Source organism: Aequorivita marisscotiae, from assembly GCF_029814825.1.
Lineage (GTDB): Bacteria > Bacteroidota > Bacteroidia > Flavobacteriales > Flavobacteriaceae > Aequorivita > Aequorivita marisscotiae.
Genome location: NZ_CP122379.1, coordinates 503,392 through 525,044, shown reverse-complemented (window position 1 = coordinate 525,044; position 21,653 = coordinate 503,392). Strand labels below are relative to the sequence as shown.

The 21,653-nt window shown below is 39.7% G+C and carries 22 protein-coding genes and 1 pseudogene; 17 read left to right on the top strand and 6 right to left on the bottom strand.

What is annotated here, in order from left to right:
• Window positions 1-12: 12 nt before the first annotated feature.
• From QCQ61_RS02485 to purK, 4 genes are all read right to left on the bottom strand, one after another.
• Entirely contained in the window at window positions 13-2,034 is a 2,022-nt protein-coding gene (locus QCQ61_RS02485) for a M3 family metallopeptidase (RefSeq protein WP_279449141.1), read from the bottom strand.
• Window positions 2,035-2,040: 6 nt separating this feature from the next.
• On the bottom strand, window positions 2,041-2,397 hold the full coding sequence (locus QCQ61_RS02480) for a GIY-YIG nuclease family protein (RefSeq protein ID WP_279449139.1): 357 nt from the start codon (window positions 2,395-2,397) through the stop codon (window positions 2,041-2,043).
• Window positions 2,398-2,451: 54 nt separating this feature from the next.
• Complete coding sequence (gene purE / locus QCQ61_RS02475; RefSeq protein ID WP_279449137.1) at window positions 2,452-2,943, bottom strand: 5-(carboxyamino)imidazole ribonucleotide mutase; 492 nt, start codon at window positions 2,941-2,943, stop codon at window positions 2,452-2,454.
• Between the two features lie 210 nt (window positions 2,944-3,153).
• A complete protein-coding gene (gene purK / locus QCQ61_RS02470) occupies window positions 3,154-4,308 on the bottom strand; it encodes a 5-(carboxyamino)imidazole ribonucleotide synthase (protein ID WP_279450221.1) in 1,155 nt (384 codons plus the stop codon).
• A gap of 234 nt (window positions 4,309-4,542) precedes the next feature.
• On the opposite strand from purK, the gene QCQ61_RS02465 reads away from it, so the two are divergent.
• The 3 genes from QCQ61_RS02465 (at window position 4,543) to QCQ61_RS02455 (ending at window position 6,342) form a co-directional block, all read left to right on the top strand.
• Window positions 4,543-4,998 (top strand): hotdog fold thioesterase, encoded by a 456-nt coding sequence (locus QCQ61_RS02465; protein ID WP_279449136.1) that lies wholly within the window; start codon window positions 4,543-4,545, stop codon window positions 4,996-4,998.
• A gap of 1 nt (window position 4,999) precedes the next feature.
• A complete protein-coding gene (locus QCQ61_RS02460; RefSeq protein WP_279449135.1) occupies window positions 5,000-5,332 on the top strand; it encodes a thioredoxin family protein in 333 nt (110 codons plus the stop codon).
• 107 nt (window positions 5,333-5,439) lie between these two features.
• Entirely contained in the window at window positions 5,440-6,342 is a 903-nt protein-coding gene (locus QCQ61_RS02455; RefSeq protein ID WP_279449134.1) for a DMT family transporter, read from the top strand.
• 82 nt (window positions 6,343-6,424) lie between these two features.
• Here QCQ61_RS02455 and QCQ61_RS02450 read toward each other — a convergent pair whose 3' ends face one another.
• On the bottom strand, window positions 6,425-7,549 hold the full coding sequence (locus tag QCQ61_RS02450; protein WP_279449133.1) for a M23 family metallopeptidase: 1,125 nt from the start codon (window positions 7,547-7,549) through the stop codon (window positions 6,425-6,427).
• Window positions 7,550-8,127: 578 nt separating this feature from the next.
• Between QCQ61_RS02450 and QCQ61_RS02445 the strand changes: the two genes are divergently transcribed.
• Window positions 8,128-8,697: a DUF4256 domain-containing protein gene (locus QCQ61_RS02445; protein WP_279449132.1), complete on the top strand. Its 570-nt coding sequence runs from the start codon at window positions 8,128-8,130 to the stop codon at window positions 8,695-8,697.
• A gap of 55 nt (window positions 8,698-8,752) precedes the next feature.
• Here the strand turns inward: QCQ61_RS02445 and QCQ61_RS02440 are convergent, their stop codons facing one another.
• On the bottom strand, window positions 8,753-9,367 hold the full coding sequence (locus QCQ61_RS02440; RefSeq protein ID WP_279450220.1) for a class I SAM-dependent methyltransferase: 615 nt from the start codon (window positions 9,365-9,367) through the stop codon (window positions 8,753-8,755).
• A gap of 540 nt (window positions 9,368-9,907) precedes the next feature.
• Between QCQ61_RS02440 and QCQ61_RS02435 the strand changes: the two genes are divergently transcribed.
• From QCQ61_RS02435 to QCQ61_RS02380, 13 genes and pseudogenes are all read left to right on the top strand, one after another.
• Window positions 9,908-11,746, top strand: a complete 1,839-nt coding sequence (locus tag QCQ61_RS02435; RefSeq protein WP_279449131.1) for a DUF885 domain-containing protein — start codon at window positions 9,908-9,910, stop codon at window positions 11,744-11,746.
• A gap of 117 nt (window positions 11,747-11,863) precedes the next feature.
• Window positions 11,864-12,409 (top strand): GNAT family N-acetyltransferase, encoded by a 546-nt coding sequence (locus QCQ61_RS02430; RefSeq protein WP_279449130.1) that lies wholly within the window; start codon window positions 11,864-11,866, stop codon window positions 12,407-12,409.
• Between the two features lie 48 nt (window positions 12,410-12,457).
• Window positions 12,458-12,955, top strand: a complete 498-nt coding sequence (locus QCQ61_RS02425) for a hypothetical protein (RefSeq protein WP_279449129.1) — start codon at window positions 12,458-12,460, stop codon at window positions 12,953-12,955.
• Window positions 12,956-12,959: 4 nt separating this feature from the next.
• Window positions 12,960-13,274 (top strand): hypothetical protein, encoded by a 315-nt coding sequence (locus QCQ61_RS02420; RefSeq protein WP_279449128.1) that lies wholly within the window; start codon window positions 12,960-12,962, stop codon window positions 13,272-13,274.
• A 295-nt stretch (window positions 13,275-13,569) separates the two neighbouring features.
• Window positions 13,570-14,145: pseudogene (locus QCQ61_RS02415) on the top strand (adenylate kinase); the annotation flags it as partial.
• A gap of 79 nt (window positions 14,146-14,224) precedes the next feature.
• The gene (obgE, locus tag QCQ61_RS02410) at window positions 14,225-15,223 is read left to right on the top strand and encodes a GTPase ObgE (RefSeq protein ID WP_279449127.1); all 999 of its coding nucleotides are present in this window, start codon (window positions 14,225-14,227) and stop codon (window positions 15,221-15,223) included.
• Between the two features lie 140 nt (window positions 15,224-15,363).
• Window positions 15,364-15,573, top strand: a complete 210-nt coding sequence (locus QCQ61_RS15530; protein ID WP_431605810.1) for a T9SS type A sorting domain-containing protein — start codon at window positions 15,364-15,366, stop codon at window positions 15,571-15,573.
• Window positions 15,574-15,891: 318 nt separating this feature from the next.
• Window positions 15,892-16,443, top strand: a complete 552-nt coding sequence (locus QCQ61_RS02405; protein WP_279449126.1) for a hypothetical protein — start codon at window positions 15,892-15,894, stop codon at window positions 16,441-16,443.
• A 173-nt stretch (window positions 16,444-16,616) separates the two neighbouring features.
• Entirely contained in the window at window positions 16,617-17,384 is a 768-nt protein-coding gene (locus QCQ61_RS02400; RefSeq protein ID WP_279449125.1) for a LytR/AlgR family response regulator transcription factor, read from the top strand.
• The gene (locus QCQ61_RS02395) at window positions 17,381-18,496 is read left to right on the top strand and encodes a sensor histidine kinase (RefSeq protein WP_279449124.1); all 1,116 of its coding nucleotides are present in this window, start codon (window positions 17,381-17,383) and stop codon (window positions 18,494-18,496) included. The genes QCQ61_RS02400 and QCQ61_RS02395 overlap by 4 nt, the downstream gene beginning before the upstream one ends.
• A gap of 123 nt (window positions 18,497-18,619) precedes the next feature.
• A complete protein-coding gene (locus QCQ61_RS02390) occupies window positions 18,620-19,141 on the top strand; it encodes a DUF4136 domain-containing protein (protein WP_279449123.1) in 522 nt (173 codons plus the stop codon).
• 36 nt (window positions 19,142-19,177) lie between these two features.
• The gene (locus tag QCQ61_RS02385) at window positions 19,178-20,197 is read left to right on the top strand and encodes a tetratricopeptide repeat protein (protein WP_279449122.1); all 1,020 of its coding nucleotides are present in this window, start codon (window positions 19,178-19,180) and stop codon (window positions 20,195-20,197) included.
• Window positions 20,198-20,296: 99 nt separating this feature from the next.
• Complete coding sequence (locus QCQ61_RS02380; protein ID WP_279449121.1) at window positions 20,297-21,652, top strand: UDP-N-acetylmuramate--L-alanine ligase; 1,356 nt, start codon at window positions 20,297-20,299, stop codon at window positions 21,650-21,652.
• Window position 21,653 lies beyond the last annotated feature (1 nt).

The following is a 21,653-nucleotide window of genomic DNA, read 5'->3' as shown; positions in this document are numbered from 1 at the left end:
GGTCTTTTTTCATTATACTAATCCAGCTCTTTTTAAAAGAGCTTCGGGATCTGGTTTCTGGCCGCGGAATTTAATATAAAGTTCCATCGGGTCCAGCGTGCCGCCTTGCGACAGGACAAAACCCTTAAAACGATCTGCTACTTTTTTGTTGAAAATTCCTTCCTGCTTAAACAGTGCGAAAGCATCGGCATCCAAAACTTCAGCCCACTTGTAGCTGTAATAACCTGCGGAATAGCCTCCTTGGAAAATATGCGAAAACGAAGTGCTCATGCAATTTTCCTTTACATCGGGATATAGTTGGGTATCGTTAAAGGCGGCAGCTTCAAAGGCTTTTACATCCGCGATTCCTGAAGGGTCGCTCCCGTGCCAAGCCATATCCAGCATTCCAAAACTCAATTGGCGCAGGGTTGCCATGCCTTCTAAAAAAGTAGCGGAATCCTTTATTTTCTCAATGTATTCCATCGGGATTACTTCGCCTGATTTGTAATGTTTTGCGAACAGTTCCAGAGTTTCTTTTTCGTAGCACCAGTTTTCTAGAATTTGACTGGGCAATTCCACGAAGTCCCAATATACGCTCGTTCCCGAAAGGCTAGGGTAGTGGGTGTTTGCCAACATGCCGTGAAGGGCGTGGCCAAATTCGTGAAATAAAGTTGTTACTTCGTTAAAAGTTAACAGCGAAGGTTTGCTGGCCGTTGGCTTCGTAAAATTACAAACAATTGAAATATGCGGACGATCATTTTTACCGTCTTTTATTTGCTGGGGTTTATAGGAAGTCATCCAAGCGCCATTTCGCTTTCCAGCCCGCGGGTGGAAGTCTGCGTAAAATATGGCAACCAATTCGTTTTCATCGTCTTTTACCTCATATGTTTTTACGTCGGTGTGGTATTTATCAATGTTGTGTACTTCTTCAAAATGAAGGCCGTAGAGTTTTTCGGCAACTGTAAAAACCCCATTGATAACGTTCTTTAATTCAAAATAAGGCTTTAACTTTTCATCGTCCAAATTGAAGAGTTTCTGCTTCAGTTTTTCGGAATAATAGGCGCCATCCCATTTTTCTAAATGATCGATGCCGTCAAGTTCTTTTGCGAAAGCGGTTAATTCATCAAATTCCTTTTGGGCTGCAGGTTTCGCTTTTTCAAGCAATTCATTTAAAAATGACTTTACCTTTTCGGGGGTTTCGGCCATGCGTTCTTCCAGAACAAAATGTGCGTGGCTTTTATAACCCAACAAGTTTGCTCTTTTATGCCGAAGGTTTGCAATTTGCAAAACGTTTTGCTGGTTGTCCAATTCGTCATTATGGAATCCTTTTGCGCCAAAGGCAATCGCCATTTTTTTGCGAAGTTCGCGGTTGTCGGCATAAGTCATAAAGGGCACATAACTTGGGTAATCTAAAGTAAAAACCCAGCCATCTTTTCCTTTTTCTTGGGCCGTTTGAGCGGCGGCTTCAATTACGCCTTCGGGCAGTCCGGATAGATCGCTTTTAGTTGTAAGATGAAGTTCAAACTTGTTTGTTTCCGCCAAAATATTTTCGCCAAAAGTCAATTTCAACTTTGAAAGTTCAGCGTCAATTTTGCGCAGTTCGGTTTTCTTTTCATCCGAAAGATTAGCACCGTTTCGTGAAAACGCTTTGTATTTTTTGTCCAGCAACATGTGCTGTTCTTCGGAAAGGTTTAAGGAATCCTTTTGTTTGTAAACCGTTTTAATTCTTTCGAACAACGTTTCATTTAACAGCATATCATTGCTGAATTCGGTTAACATAGGCGAAACTTCCTGCGCTATTTTTTGGATCTCGTCATTGGTTTCGGCGCTGTTTAAGTTGAAGAAAATACTTGTAGCTCGATCTAATTGTTCACCGGTATTTTCCAAAGCTTCCACTGTATTTTTAAAAGTAGGGGTTTCCGTATTGGAAGTGATTGCATCAATTTCCGCTTTAGTTTCGGCAATTAATTTGCTGATGGCAGGCAGAAAGTGTGCGTTTTCTATTTTGGAAAAGGGGGCGGTGTTGTAGGGTTGTAATAGGGGATTATTCTTCATAGTGTATTAATGGTTCTGTGTCTGGTCGAGCGCAGTCGAGACCTCATCGGCAGTTGGCTTATATTTTGAATGTGTCATATTTCTACATTCTGCCAATATTTGAAGCATCTCAAAATCTTTATTCGCTAAGGCTCGTTTTTTCTGTGCACTCCAATTTTTTATTTTCTTTTCAAAATATATTGCTTGTTCTACATCATTGAATTCTTGATAGAATATTAATTCTAATGGTCTTCGTTTGTATGTGAAACAAGATTTATTTAATCCGTTTTGATGTTCATCGAACCGCCGTGAAATATTATTAGTGAAACCTGTATAAAGTAAACCATCTGAACATTCAAGTATGTAAATGTAGTACGATTTCATTTTAATTTACGTCTTAATAATAAGGTCTCGACTGCGCTCGACCGGACATCGTGACTACTTTTTCTTCATAATCTGTTTAGCACCTTCCTCAACCTTTGTTTTCAAGCTTTCTTTGTAAGCAACAATCTTATCCAACATCGCTTTATCTGAAGCGCCCATAATCTGAGCGGCAAGAATACCTGCGTTTTTTGCGCCGTTGAGTGCTACCGTAGCGACAGGAACGCCACCGGGCATTTGTAAAATTGAAAGAACGCTATCCCAGCCATCAATGGAGTTGCTGGATTTAACGGGAACGCCAATTACCGGCAAAGGCGAAAGGGAAGCAATCATCCCGGGTAGGTGTGCCGCGCCGCCGGCTCCCGCTATAATTACTGAAATGCCACGGTTGTGGGCATTTTTACCGTAATCAAATAGTTTATCGGGGGTTCGGTGGGCAGAAACAATATCTACTTCCACTTCAATGTTAAATTCTTTTAAAACGTCTATAGCGTCCTGCATTACTGGCAGATCGCTGATGCTTCCCATTATTATTGCTATTTTTTTCATACTTTTTTGTTCAATGTCTGGTCGAGCGCAGTCGAGACCTACTTCTATATAGTAATCCTGCTTAATAAGAACCTCTCGACTGCGCTCGAGGGGACATTTTAGGCTTCAAAGATAGTTAACTTTTGTGTGTCGGGTCGAGCGCAGTTGAGACCTGTTAGTTTATTGTTATTCTGCTTAACAGGGACCTCTCCACTGCGCTCGAGGGAACATTTATTCACTAATTACCTCAATCGTTTTTTTAACCTCTTCCGCAATAATTCGCGCTTTGTTGAGATCTTTGTTTACTATGGTTACGTGGCCCATTTTTCTAAAGGGACGCGTTTCTCTTTTCCCATAAATGTGAGGTGTAACGCCTTCCATCGCCAATATTTTTTCAATGTTTTTATACATTACTGGGCCTGTGTGGCTTTCGGCACCTACTAAATTTACCATTATTCCGCCTACTTTGCTTTCTGTATTGCCGAGAGGTAAATCTAAAATAGCTCTTATTTGTTGCTCAAACTGGTTGGTGTAGCTGGCTTCAATACTGTAATGCCCACTGTTGTGGGGTCTGGGCGCTACTTCGTTAACGAGTATTTCGTCATCTTCGGTCTGGAACAATTCTACAGCTAAAAGGCCAACGTGTTTAAAGGCTTCGGAAACCTTAGATGCTACGGCTCTCGCTTTGTTTGCTGCCGCATCATCTATTCGTGCCGGGCAGATAACGTATTCCACTTGATTTGCCTCGGGGTGAAATTCCATTTCTACCACGGGATACGTTTTTACTTCCCCTGAAGGATTACGAGCCACAATTACTGCCAATTCATTTTTAAAAGGGATCAATTTTTCAGCAATACAAGCGTCTTCGGAAAGCGGAATTACATCCTCCGCACTACGAACAATACTCACTCCCTTGCCGTCATAACCGCCGGTGCAGCTCTTCCACACAAATGGAAAATGCAGCTCTTTGCGAACAATGGCTTCGTTGAGTTCGTATTTATCTTTATAAACCTTAAACGGCGAAGTAGGAATTTGGTGCTCCTTATAAAATTGTTTTTGAACCCCCTTATCCTGAATATTTCGGAGCGTTGCGGCGCTTGGATATACCTTTACGCCTTCGCTTTCCAGTTTTTCCAAGGCTTCCACATTTACGCCTTCAATTTCAAAAGTTAGTACATCTACTTTTTTTCCGAAATTATAAACGGTTTCAAAATCCATTAAATCGCCTTGTTCAAAATTGTCTGCTGCAATGCGGCAGGGAGCTTCTGCACTGGGATCGAGGACGCTGGTGCGGATGTCCCATTTACGGGTTTCGTAGAGCATCATTTTACCCAATTGTCCGCCGCCGAGGATGCCAAGGGTGAAATTAGTGGAAAAGTAGTTCATATCGGTTGTCTGTTGTCTGTTGTCTGTTGTGGGTTGTCTGTTGTCGGTTGTCGGTTGTCGGTTGTCGGTTTGCAAAGATAGTTATTTCGTTTTTCGTGAAACCACTATTTTTTTCAACTTAAAGTTTCACTCCAACCATTTAAAATGATGTGGTGTTGTAATTTTAGGATAGTAATGTGGACGATTATACCTAATTTTGAAAAGCGAATTTTAAAATAAGAAATCGACTAAAAAATGCTCCAAAACAATTTACAACTTATAAAAACCACTTTTGAAGAAACCATCCCGATGCACAAGTTTTTGGGGTTAAAAATTGAACTGCTCGAAAAGAATTTCGTGCGTATTAGCGTGCCGTTTAGAAAGGAATTGGTGGGCGACTTTAGAAATAACCGTTGGCACGGGGGCGTAATTGCAACGGTTATGGATTCTGTGGGCGGTGTAATTGGCGCGACACATTTTACCTCGCTGAACGACAAAATTGCCACTATAGATTTGCGGGTAGATTACCTGCGTGGCGCCGAACCGGAAGCCATTATGGTGGAAGGAAAAATTATTCGCTTTGGCAACCGAATACTCGTGGCGCGGATGAAAGCATTTCAAAATGACAAATTAATAGCCGAAGGAAAAGGGGTTTATAATTTTATAAGAATGAATACCCATTCCGAGGAAGAGGCGGACAACAATAATTAAGGTGAAACAATTAATGACTACCACTGCTTTAGAAGAAACAATTGCAACTGAAATTGCCGTGGCGGTTTACTTTGCTGCCCCAAATTGCGGCGTTTGTGAAGCATTACGGCCCAAGGTGGAAGCGCTGTTTTCAGAAGAATTTCCTGCTGTAAAATTTCTTTATATTAAAATAGAGGAATCGCCAGAAATCGCAGCCAAATTTAGCGTATTTTCTGCGCCCACATTATTGGTGTTTTTTGAAGGAAAGGAGTTTTTAAGAAAAGTTAGATTGATGGGAATTCAAGAGCTTCGAGATAAAATTGAACGGCCGTATAAAATGGTTTTTAATATTTAAATTTAAACCCATATCAGGTTGAGCGCAGCCGAAAACCTACCATTGAGTAAGCCGAAAACCTATTTTAGCAATCCAGTAGTTCACTATTAATTTAAAAAAAGCCTAAAATGAAAAATCAAAAACAGGCATATATTTACGCGGGTATCGCTGTACTGTTGTGGAGCACGGTGGCTACAAGTATGAAAATTGCCCTGCAAAGTTATAGCTTTTTACAGTTGTTGTTTTGGTCTTCGGCAACTGCTTTGCTCACCTTGACTGTATTAATGGCTGTGCGAAAGCGGTTCGGTAATTTAATGAAACTTCCGGCAAAAGCTATTTTAAGATCGGCTTTTTATGGGGCCGTTAATCCGTTTCTGTATTACATTATTTTATTTAAGGCCTACGAGCTTTTACCTGCCCAAGAAGCACAAGCACTCAATTATACTTGGCCTATTATGCTGAGTTTATTGGCTGTGCCTTTGCTAAAACAGAAAATAGGTTTTAAAAATGTGGTTGCAATAGGTATTAGTTTTATAGGGGTGCTAATTATTGCCACTGGAGGAAACTTGATTAATCTGTCGTTTACCAATGGCGCGGGTGTGATTTTCGGGTTAGCTTCGGCAGTGGTTTGGGCGTTATTTTGGATTTTTAACATTAAGGACGAGCGCGACGAACTGAGTAAACTGTTTCTTAATTTTTTCTTTGGTTTTATTTATATCCTTATCGTTTTACTGTTTACTTCGGAAATTGTGTTCGTTAATTTAAAATCGTGGTTGGGGGCAGTCTATGTTGGGTTTTTTGAAATGGGGATTACCTTCGTTATTTGGTCTATTGCGTTGCGAAAATCAATTACCGCTGCTAAAGTGAGTAACCTTGTTTATTTAGTGCCTTTTCTCTCGCTAGTAGTAATTTATTTTATTTTGGAAGAACCAATTCGCCTTCCAACTATTATCGGATTATTCCTTATTGTGGGCGGTTTAACGTTCGATAAAATTAGCTTTAAACAACTTCGATTTAGACGCGGGGAATGATTTACTGTTTCTGAAATAATCTTCTGCAAGACACTTTATAATTCCATAGAATTTCTGCTTGGTTTTTAAAATTTCAGTATTTTCAAAATTCTATAACATCGCTTTCTGAAGGGAGCACATCTGTATAAACCTGATTGGTTGTTGGAGTAAAAGGTGTTAAAGGCGGTTGGTCGAGATAGCCGGGAGGAAGGTGGCCCAGCTTTATAAATTGCGCAAATTTATAAGGCAGACTTTCAAAGAAAAGGCCGTCAACATATTCAAGAATTTGCTTCCCTTCGGGGTTTGTTAGCAAGTGCATATGCAAATGCGGGGCGAAGGAATTTCCTGAATTTCCCAACCGCCCGAGTTCTTGGCCCGTGGTAACAAGATCGCCCACTTCAACTAAAATTGTATTCGGAATAAGATGGCAATATGTGCCAATGCTGCCGTCATCGTGTTCAATATACACTACATTTCCGGTGATATTTGAAGCGTTTATTGTGTAATCCAATTCGCCTGGCGTTAAATTATCTGGAATACTATTTTCGGTAAAAATCACTTTTCCACCCTGTGAAGCGAGGATGGGAAGGTTATAGCAGTACCAATCTTCCAGTTGGCTGCCATCATTTTGGTACGGGAGGCCATCTACCAGTTTTGCGTAATCTATAGCGTATCGCTGCGGATTGTTTCCTATTAAATAGCCTTGTTGGGTGGGATCAAAAACAGGTTCTGGATAGGGGAAAATAGCGCGGGTGTGATAGGAAGTGGGGCTGGCCGCTGCTTCCGCCAACCAAATGCCTTCGGGCACGGGGAAAGCAATGGTTATGGGATCTGGAAATTGTTCGGCTAATTTTAAATTGAAGGTGTGTTGTTTGGCGGTACCGGTGGAATCTTTATAGTAAAATTGATGTGCCAACACATCATCGGTCCAACCTTGCGGTGGAAATTGAAGCCATATACTCGCAAGATGAAAATCGTCCCGGGTGATAAAATCGGTATAGGATAATTGTAGGTTGTTATTGTTGAAAATTTCCACTTTTTGTAGGCTGGAAACTTTTATATGCATTTCATACACCAACCAAGTGCCGCTGGTGTTTGCTACTTTCACTGGGGCGGTGGGTAAGGCTACGAGTAAATCGTACGGGTCATTGTGTGGCTCGTTTTCGTTGCAGGAATAAAAGAGGGCAAGGGTGGCAAGCAAAAGTATAAACTTGGATTTTAAAAACATGGCGGTTGTTTTAGGTAATTGAAGTATAAAGATAGATGTTTTGTTTTTTTGAATGGTTTGCCGTTTCGATTTATCATCTCAAACAAAGAAAATAGACTTATGAGTTGTTGCACTTTCTCCTCAAAAGGGCCCATATATTGTATAATTTTCCTCTCTAGTATGAAATTGTGGAGAATGGCCAAAGTGCGCAGAATGGAACGATTAAGATTTTGCGTGATGGACTCTATTTGATAGCAGCGGGAATGTGAATCTCAGTGTAAGCGATTGGAATGGAACAGCGGAAATTTCCCGGTATTGCTTTAAGCAAACGATATTGTAGAAATTAAATATATCCTTGATGGCACGGGAACCGTATAATGGTAAGGTTTTTAATATTGGAATAGAAATGGTAATTCGACAGCTTGCCTACGGTACCTTCAATTTGAGGGGGAAAGGCTTAAAGACAAATCCTATTATGGTATTGGTTCTCTCATTTGGTGGTTTTTAATCTTATGTTTTAATTGTTCGTAAATAGCCATTTGATTTTTTCCACATAATGCTCTAATTTTGGGGGAATTGAATTTAGAAAGTAAGAAATAATGCCTAAAAAATCCGATAAGAATTTATCCGCAGAGCAACGAGATTCTTTGTTGCAAGTGCTAAAAACACGTTTCGAAAAAAACACTTCCCGTCACAAGGGCGTTAAATGGGAAGATGTGGAAAGAAAACTAAAAGCCAATCCAAGAAAACTCTGGTCTTTGGACGCCATGGAAGAAACCGGCGGTGAGCCAGATGTAGTAGGGCAGGATAAAACAACTGGTGAATACCTTTTTTGCGATTGCAGCGACGAAAGTCCAAAGGGTAGAAGAAGCATTTGCTACGACCGAGCAGGTTGGGAATCTAGAAAGGAACACCGCCCCGACAATACTGCGATTGATATGGCGGAAGAAATGGGCATCGAAGTTTTAACCGAAGCAGAGTACCGCAACTTGCAAAAACTTGGAAATTTTGACACCAAAACCTCAAGCTGGCTAAAAACTCCACAGAGCATTCGGAAATTGGGTGGCGCCATTTTTGGCGATTACCGATTCGGACATGTGTTTGTGTACCACAACGGCGCACAATCATATTATGCGGGTAGGGGATTTCGGGGAGCTTTGCGGGTTTGATATTTTTAGAAATTGGCGAAGCGCGAAAAGTTTATTTTTGTCCACAACTTACAGTCTACAGTTTAAAAAGCCAAGTTACAATAATCCCTTTCCCATCATTCAAAACGACTTTCGATAATTGCTTCTCTTCCTGAACCTTTAAATTGAAAGGCGGTGCCAACAAGTTTACACCACTTTGCACTTTTAGTCTATTCCCTTGGCCAGAAATGATGTCTTTGTTGGGAATAAAATCTCCTTCGGGGATGTGTTCCGTTAGGATTACATATTTATAGGCAGCCAACTTGTTTACGACGCTCTGTATTTCGGCATTGGATAGATGTTGGAGCACCTGCCGGAGGATGGCGCAATCTGCCTTGGGCAAAGGGGCTGTTGCAATATCCAGACAATGGAACTCTAGATTGGGAGCATTAAATAGTTGCTGGTTGCGGGCTATAAGACTTGGCACGATATCTATGGCAATATACTTTTTGGTATGTGGCACCAAGTTTTTGCCTACGTTAAAATCGCCACAACCCAGATCACAGACGGTTAGTGGGGGTTTAGAGGAAGTAAAAAATGCAGTTACTGTTTCTATATAGCGGTTTACTATTGCTGGTAGGTGTGAGCCCTCGCCCGAATAGAAATCTGCATTATCACCACCCCAAAGATTTTTTTTATACACTTGCTCCATGGCGGCCTTTGTGGGCCAAGGGCTTTTTGGTTTTTTAGGATGGTTTTGGTTTTTGGTCACGATTTGTTTATTGGTTTTCAAATGTATTGTTTTTTAGGCATAAGGTATTAATCATTAGCCTACAGCTTATTGCATGTTAAAAATTAAAAGGTATATTTGATATTCTCCCCCGATTAAAAAACTTACTGTTGCGGTTTTCCGTAGGTGGGTTATTATACTTTGATTTATATTTCAGAAATTGTAAAATACTTGCGTATACGTGCGGGATCGGTAGTCCCTTCGCTGGCGCGGGCTTCTCGCCCGTATCCTCCGCACTGCTTGTCTCTCAACTGTGCCGGCACGAGGGGGAAGCTCCGCTAGCATTTAAAAAATGCGTTAAATGAAAATAATTTTTAATACCAGAAGCCCAATAGCTTTGTGCTAAACAACAGACTTTTCCTGCCCAATATCAAATTTGTAAGTTTCGTTTTTTGAGCTTTGTGCATATGCTTCTTAAAAATATATTATATTTAAAAAATGTCTGAAATATAAAATAAAACTATGCACTCACCAATCTTAAAGCCATTCCTGCTTCTGGCTACATTCACTTTAATTATTTCCTGTAAACCTGAAAAAACAACCACAACCTATACTGATGCTGAGGTAGCGGCAGAATCCAAAAAAGTAAATGATTTTTTTCAAAAAACCTTTGATGCCAGAGTAGATCTTTCGCCTGAATTTCAAACCCGACTGGGAATTAAAAAGGATTATAGCAAGCTAGATGATATTTCGCCTGAAGCACGGGCAAAGGAATTGGAAACGGACAAAGAGCAACTGCAATGGCTAACGGATTCTGTAAATGTTGCGGCACTTTCAAAGGAGGCATTGTTAAGCTACAAGTTGTATAAGCAAAAGTTAGAAAACAATATAGCCGATTACAAATACCGTTTGCACAACTATCCCGTAAATCAGATGTTTGGCGCCCAATCTGGGTTGCCTTCTTTTTTGATAAATATGCATAGAATTGACGATGTAAAGGATGCCGAAGCCTATATTTCCCGATTGAATGAATTCAATAAATATTTTACCCAATTGGTAAAAAACTTAAAGGAACGGGAAGCCATAGGCGTAATGCCACCCGCGTTTGTGTACGACAAAGTGATTCAGGATTCAGAAAATATTCTAATTGGTGAGCCGTTTGATGCATCCGAAAAGCAAAGTACCTTGTTGGCAGACTTTGTAAAAAAGATTAACGAGTTGAAGGTAGATGCCGAAACAAAATCCAATTTGGAGACCCACGCCAAAGAAGCTTTATTGACTTCGGTAAAACCGGCTTACGGCAGTTTGATTGCCTTTATGAAGCAACAAAAGGAAAGAGCAAATTCTGACCATGGCGCGTGGAAATTTCCCGACGGGGATGCGTTTTATAACAATGCCTTACAAAGAACCACCACCACCGATTTAACCGCGCAGGAAATCCACGATATCGGGCTGCGTGAAGTTGCAAGAATACACGGTGAAATGGACACCATTCGTAAAGCAGTGGGTTTTAAAGGCAGTTTGCAGGAATTTTTTCAATTTATGAAAACAGATCCACAGTTTTATTACAGTGCAGACCAAGAGGGTAAGGATGCCTATTTAGCCGGAGCCGTACACCTGATAGATAGTATGAAAACTAGATTGGACGAAATATTTATTTCAAAACCAAAGGCAGACCTTATCGTAAAAGCCGTGGAGCCTTTTAGGGAGCAATCGGCTGGAAAGGCGTTTTACAATCGTCCCGCCGCAGATGGTTCCAGACCTGGAATTTACTACGCCAATTTATACGATATGGAGTCTATGCCCACCTATCAAATGGAAGCTTTGGCGTATCACGAGGGAATTCCGGGCCATCATATGCAATTGGCGATTCAGCAAGAATTGGAAGAAATACCTATGTTTAGAAAGTTTGGAGGTTATACGGCCTATTCGGAAGGGTGGGGGCTTTACTCTGAATTTATTCCAAAAGAGATGGGCTTTTATGCCGATCCGTATTCAGATTTCGGGCGTTTGGCAATGGAATTATGGAGAGCCTGTAGATTGGTGGTAGATACGGGAATTCACAATAAAAAATGGACACGGGAAGAGGGCATTAAATACTATACCGTTAATACGCCAAACGCCGAGTTGGACGCCATTAAAATGGTTGAAAGACACATAGTAATGCCAGGGCAGGCCACCGCTTATAAAATTGGGATGCTTAAGATTCTGGAATTGCGCAAAAAGGCCAAAGAGGCTTTGGGTGAAAATTTTGATATCCGTGAATTTCACGAAGTAGTGCTCTCTCAAGGCGCTATTCCGTTGAATGTTTTGGAAGACTTTGTTGACGAGTATATTGCTTCAAAAAACACGGCAATATAAGCTGGATTAACATCAAAGCTTGGCTAATGCGAAAGTGTTTTATGCGTTTTCGGCATTAATCAAATTTTGAGTGGAAAGGATAAGTTGTTTCCAAAGAATGTTTAATCAAATATTTCAATGAAAATCCACATAGAAACAGCGCGTCTCTTAATGCGCGATATAAAGGATGAAGACGTACACGGCATGTTTGCAATGGATAGTGATGCCGAAGTGCACAAATTTTTGGGAAACAAACCAATTTCTACTTTGGAAGAAGCGCAAAGGTACATTGACGCTGTAAAAAAGCAATATGTTCAAAACGGAATAGGCAGATGGGCAGTTGTAATTAAAGAAAGCGGCGATTTTATTGGTTGGAGTGGCTTTAAACTTATAACGGATGAAATAGGTAATAGAACGAATTTTTACGATTTGGGATATCGTTTTATAAAAAATCACTGGGGAAAAGGCTATGCTACTGAAACTGCTGTGGCTTGTTTAAATCACGGTTTCTCCAAATTAAATTTCGATGAAATCTGCGGCATGGCAGATGTGTGCCATAGTGCATCAAATGCCATTTTGAAAAAAACAGGGCTACGTAAACGGAATGAATTTACCTATGATGGCTCCCTTCACAACTTCTATTCGCTAAGCAAATCCGAGTGGAAAAAGCGAAAAAACATATAATAATTCGACCTAAATAACTAACTTAGTGCTTGTTAATGTCTTCGTATTATGAAAGTTATCAAGCTACATATTTCACTTTTGGCCTTATTGGGTGTTTTTTTACTTTCGGGTTGCGAAGCTACTTTAGCACCCGCCTATGATCAAGCAATTGTAGATAAAGTAAACGTAAATAGCGATTTGGCAATGCGTTTTTTTGCATCTGTAAACGAAGGTACCGAAAGTGAAAACTTTTCGTTGCGAGAGCCCGTTTACAACCAGCTTATCGGTGCGTTCGAGTCGTTAAAACTACACGCCAAAGCTCGACCGGTACCAGACAATGCAGCTATAGAAAAAATAAATGCATTATTAAGAAGCAAGGACAGCAACCCAATTGCCGGCGATTATCCCAGTGCTTTCGCTTTCGAGCAGATAGCCGTAACCTTTGCACATATGAAAAAAACAGATAGGGAACAGGGTTTAAACCCGATACTTATTGAAGCATTTAAAGGGCAGGTTGAGGTGTATTTAGATCAAGCAATAACGTACGAAAGTTTCTTAAAAAGATAAGGTTATGGGCGAAAATGTAACAGCAATTATTACCGAAATCAAGAACATTAGTTCTGGCATTTTAAATAAGGATCTTACTACGGTGCGGGGTTTTAGCGAGCGGCAATTGGAGGCCATCGCCAAGCAAACCGCGCTTATTCAAAAAGGAGTTGCCAGTGGTGATATTGATGAAGATCTACGAGAGTTTTTTTTGGATGGTTTGGAAGCCATGACGCGTAATTTTATCAATACCCTAAAAGGTATTTTAATAGTTACTATTGAAAAACTTTGGAATGCTATCATAAGCTTTCTCTATAAAGCCGTTGGAGTGGTTGTTTAAGAAACGCTGAATTTTCTTTATTATATTTTCTAAATTAACTCGGCAATATTTAGGTGCTGCATAAAAGGGAAATTAAAGTTCTTGATGGAGACGGTTATAGAAAAACATCGCAAAAAAAGCAGTCCCCGTTTTCATCTTTAATTCGGTTAAATGCACAACTTGCATTAACAAAGTACAAATACATTATTCCCCAATTTTAATTTCGTAAATTTGCTGCTTCGTTTTAGTAAAGATCAGTTTATTTTAAATAGCCTTGGTCAGTTTAATTGCTGGGTAGGGAACAAGCAACAAAACCATGACAAACATAATTTTATTTGGGCCTCCCGGCGCCGGAAAAGGAACACAAGCCACATTTTTAAAGGAGAAATATAACTTAATACATATTTCTACAGGTGACGTATTTAGATACAACATTAAAAATGAAACCGATTTGGGCAATCTTGCCAAATCGTTTATGGCGAAAGGCAAGTTGGTTCCTGACGAAATTACTATCGATATGCTCAGCAACGAAGTAGATAAAAACCCGGATGCCAATGGTTTTATTTTTGACGGTTTCCCAAGAACCGAAGCACAAGCGGAAGCTCTAGGTTATTTAATGGACGATAAAGATTCTCAAATAAATGCTATGGTAGCTTTGGAAGTAGATGATGAGGTTTTGGTAAAACGTTTGCTTAAACGTGGGGAAACCAGCGGAAGAGCAGACGATGCTGATGAAAGCATTATTAGAAACCGTATAAAAGTTTATTATAACGAAACCGCTATATTAAAAGATTATTACGAGAAAAAAGGCAAGTATTACGGCGTTGATGGCGTGGGTAGTATTGAGGAGATTACTGAGAGATTGAGTGAAGTTATAGATAAAATTAGTTGATAGTTGTTAGTTGATGGTTGCTAGTTAAAACAATCATCATAATTCCAACAACTAACAACCACCAACCAACAACCAAACAATGACTGAAGGCAATTTTGTAGATTACGTAAAAGTGCACGTTACTTCCGGAAAGGGAGGGCAGGGCAGCAAGCATATGCGGCGGGAAAAGTATATTCCCAAAGGTGGTCCCGATGGGGGTGATGGCGGTCGTGGCGGACACGTAATTGTAAAAGCCAACAAAAACCTTTGGACGCTTTATCACTTAAAATTTAAACGACATTATAAAGCCGAACACGGTAGTGCGGGGAGTAAACAAACCAGTACCGGGGCCGATGGAGCCGATGTGTATATTGAGGTGCCTTTAGGAACAGTTGTTCGCGATAAGGAAACTGAGGAAATACTCTTCGAGCTTACTGAAGACGGACAGGAAAAAGTAGTTGCCAAAGGCGGCCGCGGTGGTTTGGGGAATGCCCACTTTAAAAGTGCAACCAACCAAACACCTCGCTACTCACAACCTGGCGAAGAGGGCGAAGAGGTAGATATTATTCTCGAGCTAAAAATTCTTGCCGATGTAGGTTTGGTAGGCTTTCCCAACGCTGGAAAATCCACCTTACTTTCCGTAATTACCGCAGCAAAACCTAAGATTGCCAATTACGAATTCACCACCTTAAAACCCAATTTAGGGATCGTGGAATACCGTGATTTCAAAACCTTTGTAGTTGCCGACATTCCCGGAATTATAGAAGGTGCTGCTGAAGGGAAAGGTATCGGGCATCGTTTTTTGCGTCATATAGAACGTAATTCTACGCTGCTTTTTTTAGTTCCCGCCGATGCGCCCGATATTAAGGAACAATATGATATTTTGGTAGATGAACTTCGCCGATACAATCCACAACTTTTGGATAAGGAACGTTTGGTAGCCATCAGCAAAAGCGATATGCTCGATGATGAACTAAAAGCCGAAATGAAGAAAATTCTAGATAAAGAGTTTAAAAACATTCCGTATTTGTTTATCTCTTCCGTGGCACAACAAGGTTTGACAGAGTTGAAGGATAAGCTTTGGGAAATGCTTAATTAGTTTTCGGTTACCGAGCGGAGTCGTGGTATGCTATTTCTCTTTGTAATTTGTCCCTATAAAATATAGATTGTCTATTAATAAAATTACCCTTTTTCAACCATTTTTAAAGTTGGACTTTAAATCCGTCTAAATATTTAAAAATAGTTGAATTAGAAACCTTAACGGTTCTAAACATTCAAATTTCAAACAACATTTCCCTTGAAAAAATCTCTGTTTATTCAACAATAGGGAAACTACTTTTTAAAATCACAGAAAAACAAATCAATCTAGAAACCCTTACCGCAGGTATCTATTTTGTGAAAGTTGAAACCGATAAAGGAAGAGTTGCCCGAAAAATAGTCAAGCAATAAAAAGTGTCTTCTTCAATAACCAGGCTATCGCTTCCCAAATGCTAATGCTGTCATTTTATTTTCCCTGAAAAGTAATCTGGCAATGTGATTTGTAATTATATCGTTTTGTAAACATCTGATTATCAAAGAATATGATCTGCTTTTTGAAGTGAAAATTTATTTCACTTCAAAATAAAGTATTTCCGACCGTAAAATCTTGACGTTCACATCATTCCTGCCCATTGCGCGACTTCTTCCCTTAATTTAGTGTCTGTAAAAATACCTGATCAGTGTTTACGAGTTTGAAAAACAAGTTATTAATCCTAAAAATTATCAGTTATGAAAACGTTCATTATTTCCATTATGTTAAGTTTAACCGCGGCGGTGCTCAGCGCCCAAGAGGTTACAGTTCTAGACGAGGCGAGATTGTTTTACGCGCCATTAAATGTAAACGTTGCGCAAGACGGCGACAGTTATACTTATACTATTAATGAAAGTCGCTCCCGACAGTTTGCACGAGATCCTATTGGGTTTATGAAAGCTAATTTTGATATTCAAAGCTTTATTGCACATACTGCAGACAAAAAATATCACTCCTATTTGGTTACGTTTAATAGTGCCAACGGTTCTTTAGAGGCAGATTTTAATAAAGAGGGCGAATTGCTGGAAACCCGCCAATACTTTAAAAATGTACTGTTGCCTGCGGAGATTCGCAACAATGTGTACAACGACTATCAAGGGTACACCTTAACCAAGGCAAAATATTCTGCCCGCACTAAAGGCGAAATCTTGGCCAATGCCACCTATAAAATTAAACTTGAAAACGGCAAGGACAAACAGACCTTAAAAATTGACGCCAGAGACAGTGGCGTTGGGGTTGCCGTTAATTGAAGGAATGTGGCTTGCAATTTATAGAAAGACCGTCAGGAAACAACTGTACTGAGGGTCTTTTTATAGGTTGATGGAACTCTTAATTTTCAAAATGAAAAAATGTTCAGCGATTGAATTTTGAATATCTTTACGCTACAATGCAATAATTTATAACCATCAATAAAAACGCTAAAATGATAAAAGCACTTGTAATAGACGATGAAGAGCTTGCCCGAAAAAGGGTGCTCTACCTATTGCGGCAAGTGCCCGATGTAGAGGTGTTGGGCGAATGTGCCAACGGAAAAAGCGCCATCCTCGACATAGACCAAAAACGTCCCGACCTTATTTTTTTAGACATCAATATGAAGGATATGAACGGATTTGAAGTGTTGAAAAAAATTACCCTATCGCCAAAACCCATCGTTATCTTTGTTACGGCTTATGACAATTATGCGCTAAAAGCCTTTGATGTTGATGCTTTCGATTTTCTGCTGAAACCTTTTAAGGACGAACGTTTTTTTAGAACGATTGAAAAAGTCAGGAAAATTTCAGCAAACGAAGCCGATGAAAATTTTGAAAAGCGCGTTATTGAACTTTTCAACTTATACAAAAGCAAATCGCAAAAAACGGCTGCGCTGGATAAATTGCCCATAAAGCAGGGAAACAAAACCCTGCTCATTAATCCTGTAGATATAATATACATTACCGCATCGGGCAGTTATGCGGAAATTTTTGTTGAAGATAAAAAATACGTGCTCCGCGAAACTTTAAACAATCTTTGCGAATCTTTAGACAGTAATAAATTTGTTCGCATTCACAGATCGAGCATCGTAAATCTGCAGCATGTGAAGGAAATAGTGCATTCAGAATTTTCTGAAATTGATGCCCGGATGAATGATAATACCCTGTTGCGCATTAGCAAATCGTATAAAAAAGACTTCCTGGAAAAAGTAGGAATATGAAGAAAAATTACAATATAAAGAAGAAATACATAGACCTAAAACTCGTGCTGCTATTAGCTGGGTTTTATGCCTTGTTCGATTTGGTTTTAATAGCCAAGACCGCCTACATGCAGATGTTTGGAATGGAATCAATGAAAAGCTTCTCATGGTTGCGCTTTTTGATAGACAACCTACTTTTCGACTATATAATCGTGGTGAGTTTTATGACGTTGATCGCCATAAGCACAAAACGATTTTTGCGGAAAAATTATTCCTGGACCAAAATCATTTCCACACATATCTTGTTTTCATTGTTGATTGGAATGGTAATACGGCTGGTTGTTGATCTTTACTACATTCTGCTTGGTCGTGTAAGTTTTGCAGAATACGATTTTGAAAGCAGCATCTTTAGATTTATGTACGTAATAGACCTGAATTTCCTTATTTATTTTGCGATGGTCTTCATTATCTACACATACTATTATGTGAAAGAGGTGAAAAAAGCTGAAAAAAAACATGGCAAATTAGAAGCGCAATTGGTAAGTACCCGAATGAAAATGCTCTCTTCGCAGTTACAGCCCCATTTTCTTTTTAATACATTGAATTCAATTTCCGTATTAACAGATATTGATGCCGGGAAAGCCAAAGATACAATCGCAGACCTAAGTGATTTTTTACGGGAAATACTTTACGACAACGACAGCAACCGCATTCCGCTGGAAAAGGAACTGCGTATCTTGGAATTCTACCTAAATATAATTAAAGTTCGGTTTTCCGATCATTTAAAAATAACAACAGAAATAGACGAATCGTTGTTGAGCAAAATGGTGCCAGCGCTTTTGTTGCAGCCTATTCTCGAGAATTCAATAAAACACGGCTACGATTTTAACCATACCGATTTGGAGATTCTCGTAAAAATTTATGCAGAAGGAAAAACCTTGATAATAAAGGCCGAAAACAATGGCGCTCCCGTTGAGGTAAGTCACAAATTATTGCTGAAACGCGGGATGGGGTTGGCCAATATTAATGATCGTTTAGAAAACCTTTACGGCAACAATTACTTTTTTGAAGTACGAAATAAAATCGACGGGTCGGGTGTAGAAACATTAATTAAAATTCCAATCGAAAATTAAGCGTATTTGAGCTATACTAAATCGAAAACGAACATTTAGTTTTAAAACGCTTTTTTCAACTTTAACCTTTTCTAAAATCCAAGTTATTGGTTTTTGCGTATTTTTATTGAAAAGAATAACGCAATGAAGTTCCCCTCAATTTTTATGCTCTCCCTGTTTTTGGTTTCCTGTGGTGCCACTGTTGCTGTGGATTACGACAAACAGGTAGATTTTTCAAAATACAATAGCTACAATTATTTCCCTACAATAGATTCTGGTTTAAATGAATTGGATGATAATCGCATTATGCAAATTACGGATAGTCTTATGCAGCAACGCGGCTTTGTTAAGAGTGAAGTGCCACAATTGTATATCAACTTTTATGCACGGGAAAGTGTTTCCCGTTCCCGAAACACGATTGGCATAGGTATTGGCAGTGGCGGTGGCAATGTTGGAGTGGGCGTTAGTGGCGGAATTCCAATTGGCGGAAGAGTCGTCAACCAGCAATTAACGATGGATTTTATAGACACTAAAAAAGACGATTTGGTTTGGCAGGCCGTAGCCGATGGCGAAATGAAGGAACGAGCTACGCCGCAGCAAAAAGAAGCATATTACATTTCGGTTTTACAGAAAATTTTGACGAAATATCCACCTTTAGGAAAATAACAATTCCCAAATTCCAAATTCCAAATTAATTCTAAGTTGCAAATCAAAGTTTATAATAAATGGACGCGTTTCTCCCCCTTCGGGGGAGATGCCGCAGGCAGAGGGGGACTATACCTACTGTGTATTCTTTTACCGTTATTTACTATTGCCCAAACCAACTACCAACAGGCGGAGGAATATTTTAAACAGGAAAATTTCGGCAAGGCAAAGCCAATTTTCGAAAACTATTTAATACAGAATCCGAACGATAAACAAACCCGCGAATATCTGGGAGATATTGCTGCTTACGGCAAAGATTGGGATGAGGCCCTTTTATATTACGAAAATTTGGTAAAGGAAGAAGAGAGCAATGCCAACTATCATTTTAAGTATGGTGGAGCCCTCGGGATGAAAGCCTTATCGGTGAGTCGTCTTCGCGCTGTAACCTACATTGGCGAGATAAAACACCATTTGGAACGCGCCGCAAAACTCAATCCCAGACACATAGAGGCACGCTGGGCCTTGGTGGAATTTTACATTCAGTTGCCCGGAATTATCGGCGGAAGTGAAAAGAAAGCAATAGAATACGCGAATGAATTGGGAGCTATTTCAAAAGTGGATGGCTATCTCGCCAATGGCTATATTGCCGAATATACCGATAGACCCAAAGATGCAGAACGGTATTACAAAAAAGCAATTGCAGTAGGTGGTTCGCCACACACCTATGAAAAACTTGCAGATCTTTATGAAAAAAACAACCAACCGAAGGAAGCCTTGGAAACAACTTCAAAATCGTTGAAAATCCACAAGCGCAACCAACTCAACTACCAAATCGGGAAGATAGCTGCGCAATACAATCTGGAGCCCGAATACGGCATTAAATGCCTTAGCCAGTATTTGGCCAATTACTCCATAAAAGATGGTGTGCCCAAAGATTGGGCCTATTACCGATTGGCACAGATATATAAAAATCTCGGAAAAAAGGAAATTGCACTTACTTGGATAAATAAAGCATTAATGGACCGAACAGATTTTAAAGAGGCACAACAGGAAAAATCGCTAATTTTAGCGATGTAATTCTGAATTTTGAATTCATAATTCAGAATTAGAAAAAGTATCTTTACAAAACGAAATATCACCCTGAGCGCAGTTGAAGGGCTAAACGCATAAATTAAAATGAGAATCCACTTTATAGCCATTGGCGGCAGCGCAATGCACAACCTTGCCTTGGCATTACATCAAAAAGGCGATACGGTAACTGGAAGCGACGACGAGGTTTTTGAACCTTCAAAAAGCAGATTAAAAAACAAAGGCCTTTTACCGGAAAAAGAAGGTTGGTTTCCCAAAAAATTAACTTCTGAAATTGATGCCGTTATCCTCGGAATGCATGCCAAAGCAGACAATCCAGAACTTTTAAAGGCGAAGGAACTCGGTTTAAAAATTTATAGTTATCCGGAATTTCTTTATGAACAGTCTAAAACCAAAACCCGTGTGGTTATTGGTGGTTCGCACGGAAAAACTACAATTACTTCTATGATTCTTCACGTGATGAATTATCACGAAAAAAATGTGGATTATATGGTTGGCGCCCAATTGGAAGGGTTTGACACGATGGTGAAAATTACTAATGATAATGACTTTATGGTAATTGAAGGCGATGAATATCTGTCTTCGCCTATAGACCGTCGCCCAAAATTTCACCTTTACAAACCGAACATTGCTTTGTTGAGTGGCATTGCTTGGGACCACATTAACGTTTTTCCAACCTATGAAAACTATGTGGAGCAGTTTAAAATATTTCTAAATGAAATAACCAATGGCGGGGCAATTATTTACAACGAAGAAGATTCCGAAGTAAAACGTGTAGTGGAAGCCGCTACAAACCCCATTAAAAAATATCCATATAAAACTCCTGAATATACCGTTGAAAACGGAACCACGCTTTTAGAAACTCCCGAAGGCTCAATGCCGGTTGAAATCTTCGGAAAACACAATTTAAACAACTTGGAAGGCGCCCGATGGATCTGCCAATTGATGGGCGTGGATGCCGATGATTTTTACGAAGCCATTGCTACATTTAAAGGCGCGAGTAAACGATTAGAAAAAATTGCCGAAACCAAGACCGCAGTGGCGTATAAAGATTACGCACATTCGCCCAGCAAAGTAAAAGCTACTACGCAAGCGGTAAAAAATCAATATCCTCATAGAAAACTGATAGCCTGTTTGGAGCTACATACTTACAGTAGCCTAAATCCTGAATTTTTAAAGGAATACAAAGGAACGCTCGATGCAGCCGATAGCGCGGTAGTTTTCTACTCGCCTCACGCGGTAATGATAAAAGAGTTAGAAGAAATAAAGAGGGAGCAAATAGAAGAGGCCTTTGACCGTGATGACTTGGTAGTTTTCACAAATCCGGCAGATTTTAAGACCTATCTTTTTTCACAGGATTACAACAATACCAGTTTGCTTTTGATGAGCAGCGGAAATTATGGCGGGCTGGATTTTGAGGAGGTGAAGGAGTATTTAAAATAGC

Bases quoted from the DNA above. Each gene is read 5' to 3' on its own strand.
- purE (WP_279449137.1), bottom strand. From the start codon at position 2,943: ATGAAAAAAATAGCAATAATAATGGGAAGCATCAGCGATCTGCCAGTA.
- QCQ61_RS02425 (WP_279449129.1), top strand. From the start codon at position 12,458: ATGAAAGTTATCAAGCTACATATTTCACTTTTGGCCTTATTGGGTGTT.
- QCQ61_RS02405 (WP_279449126.1), top strand. From the start codon at position 15,892: ATGAAAACGTTCATTATTTCCATTATGTTAAGTTTAACCGCGGCGGTG.
- QCQ61_RS02440 (WP_279450220.1), bottom strand. From the start codon at position 9,367: ATGGAGCAAGTGTATAAAAAAAATCTTTGGGGTGGTGATAATGCAGAT.
- QCQ61_RS02465 (WP_279449136.1), top strand. From the start codon at position 4,543: ATGCTCCAAAACAATTTACAACTTATAAAAACCACTTTTGAAGAAACC.
- QCQ61_RS02400 (WP_279449125.1), top strand. From the start codon at position 16,617: ATGATAAAAGCACTTGTAATAGACGATGAAGAGCTTGCCCGAAAAAGG.
- QCQ61_RS02420 (WP_279449128.1), top strand. From the start codon at position 12,960: ATGGGCGAAAATGTAACAGCAATTATTACCGAAATCAAGAACATTAGT.
- purK (WP_279450221.1), bottom strand. From the start codon at position 4,308: ATGAACTACTTTTCCACTAATTTCACCCTTGGCATCCTCGGCGGCGGA.
- QCQ61_RS02430 (WP_279449130.1), top strand. From the start codon at position 11,864: ATGAAAATCCACATAGAAACAGCGCGTCTCTTAATGCGCGATATAAAG.
- QCQ61_RS02485 (WP_279449141.1), bottom strand. From the start codon at position 2,034: ATGAAGAATAATCCCCTATTACAACCCTACAACACCGCCCCCTTTTCC.
- QCQ61_RS02390 (WP_279449123.1), top strand. From the start codon at position 18,620: ATGAAGTTCCCCTCAATTTTTATGCTCTCCCTGTTTTTGGTTTCCTGT.
- QCQ61_RS02445 (WP_279449132.1), top strand. From the start codon at position 8,128: ATGCCTAAAAAATCCGATAAGAATTTATCCGCAGAGCAACGAGATTCT.
- QCQ61_RS02450 (WP_279449133.1), bottom strand. From the start codon at position 7,549: ATGTTTTTAAAATCCAAGTTTATACTTTTGCTTGCCACCCTTGCCCTC.
- obgE (WP_279449127.1), top strand. From the start codon at position 14,225: ATGACTGAAGGCAATTTTGTAGATTACGTAAAAGTGCACGTTACTTCC.
- QCQ61_RS02395 (WP_279449124.1), top strand. From the start codon at position 17,381: ATGAAGAAAAATTACAATATAAAGAAGAAATACATAGACCTAAAACTC.
- QCQ61_RS02435 (WP_279449131.1), top strand. From the start codon at position 9,908: ATGCACTCACCAATCTTAAAGCCATTCCTGCTTCTGGCTACATTCACT.
- QCQ61_RS02380 (WP_279449121.1), top strand. From the start codon at position 20,297: ATGAGAATCCACTTTATAGCCATTGGCGGCAGCGCAATGCACAACCTT.
- QCQ61_RS02455 (WP_279449134.1), top strand. From the start codon at position 5,440: ATGAAAAATCAAAAACAGGCATATATTTACGCGGGTATCGCTGTACTG.
- QCQ61_RS02480 (WP_279449139.1), bottom strand. From the start codon at position 2,397: ATGAAATCGTACTACATTTACATACTTGAATGTTCAGATGGTTTACTT.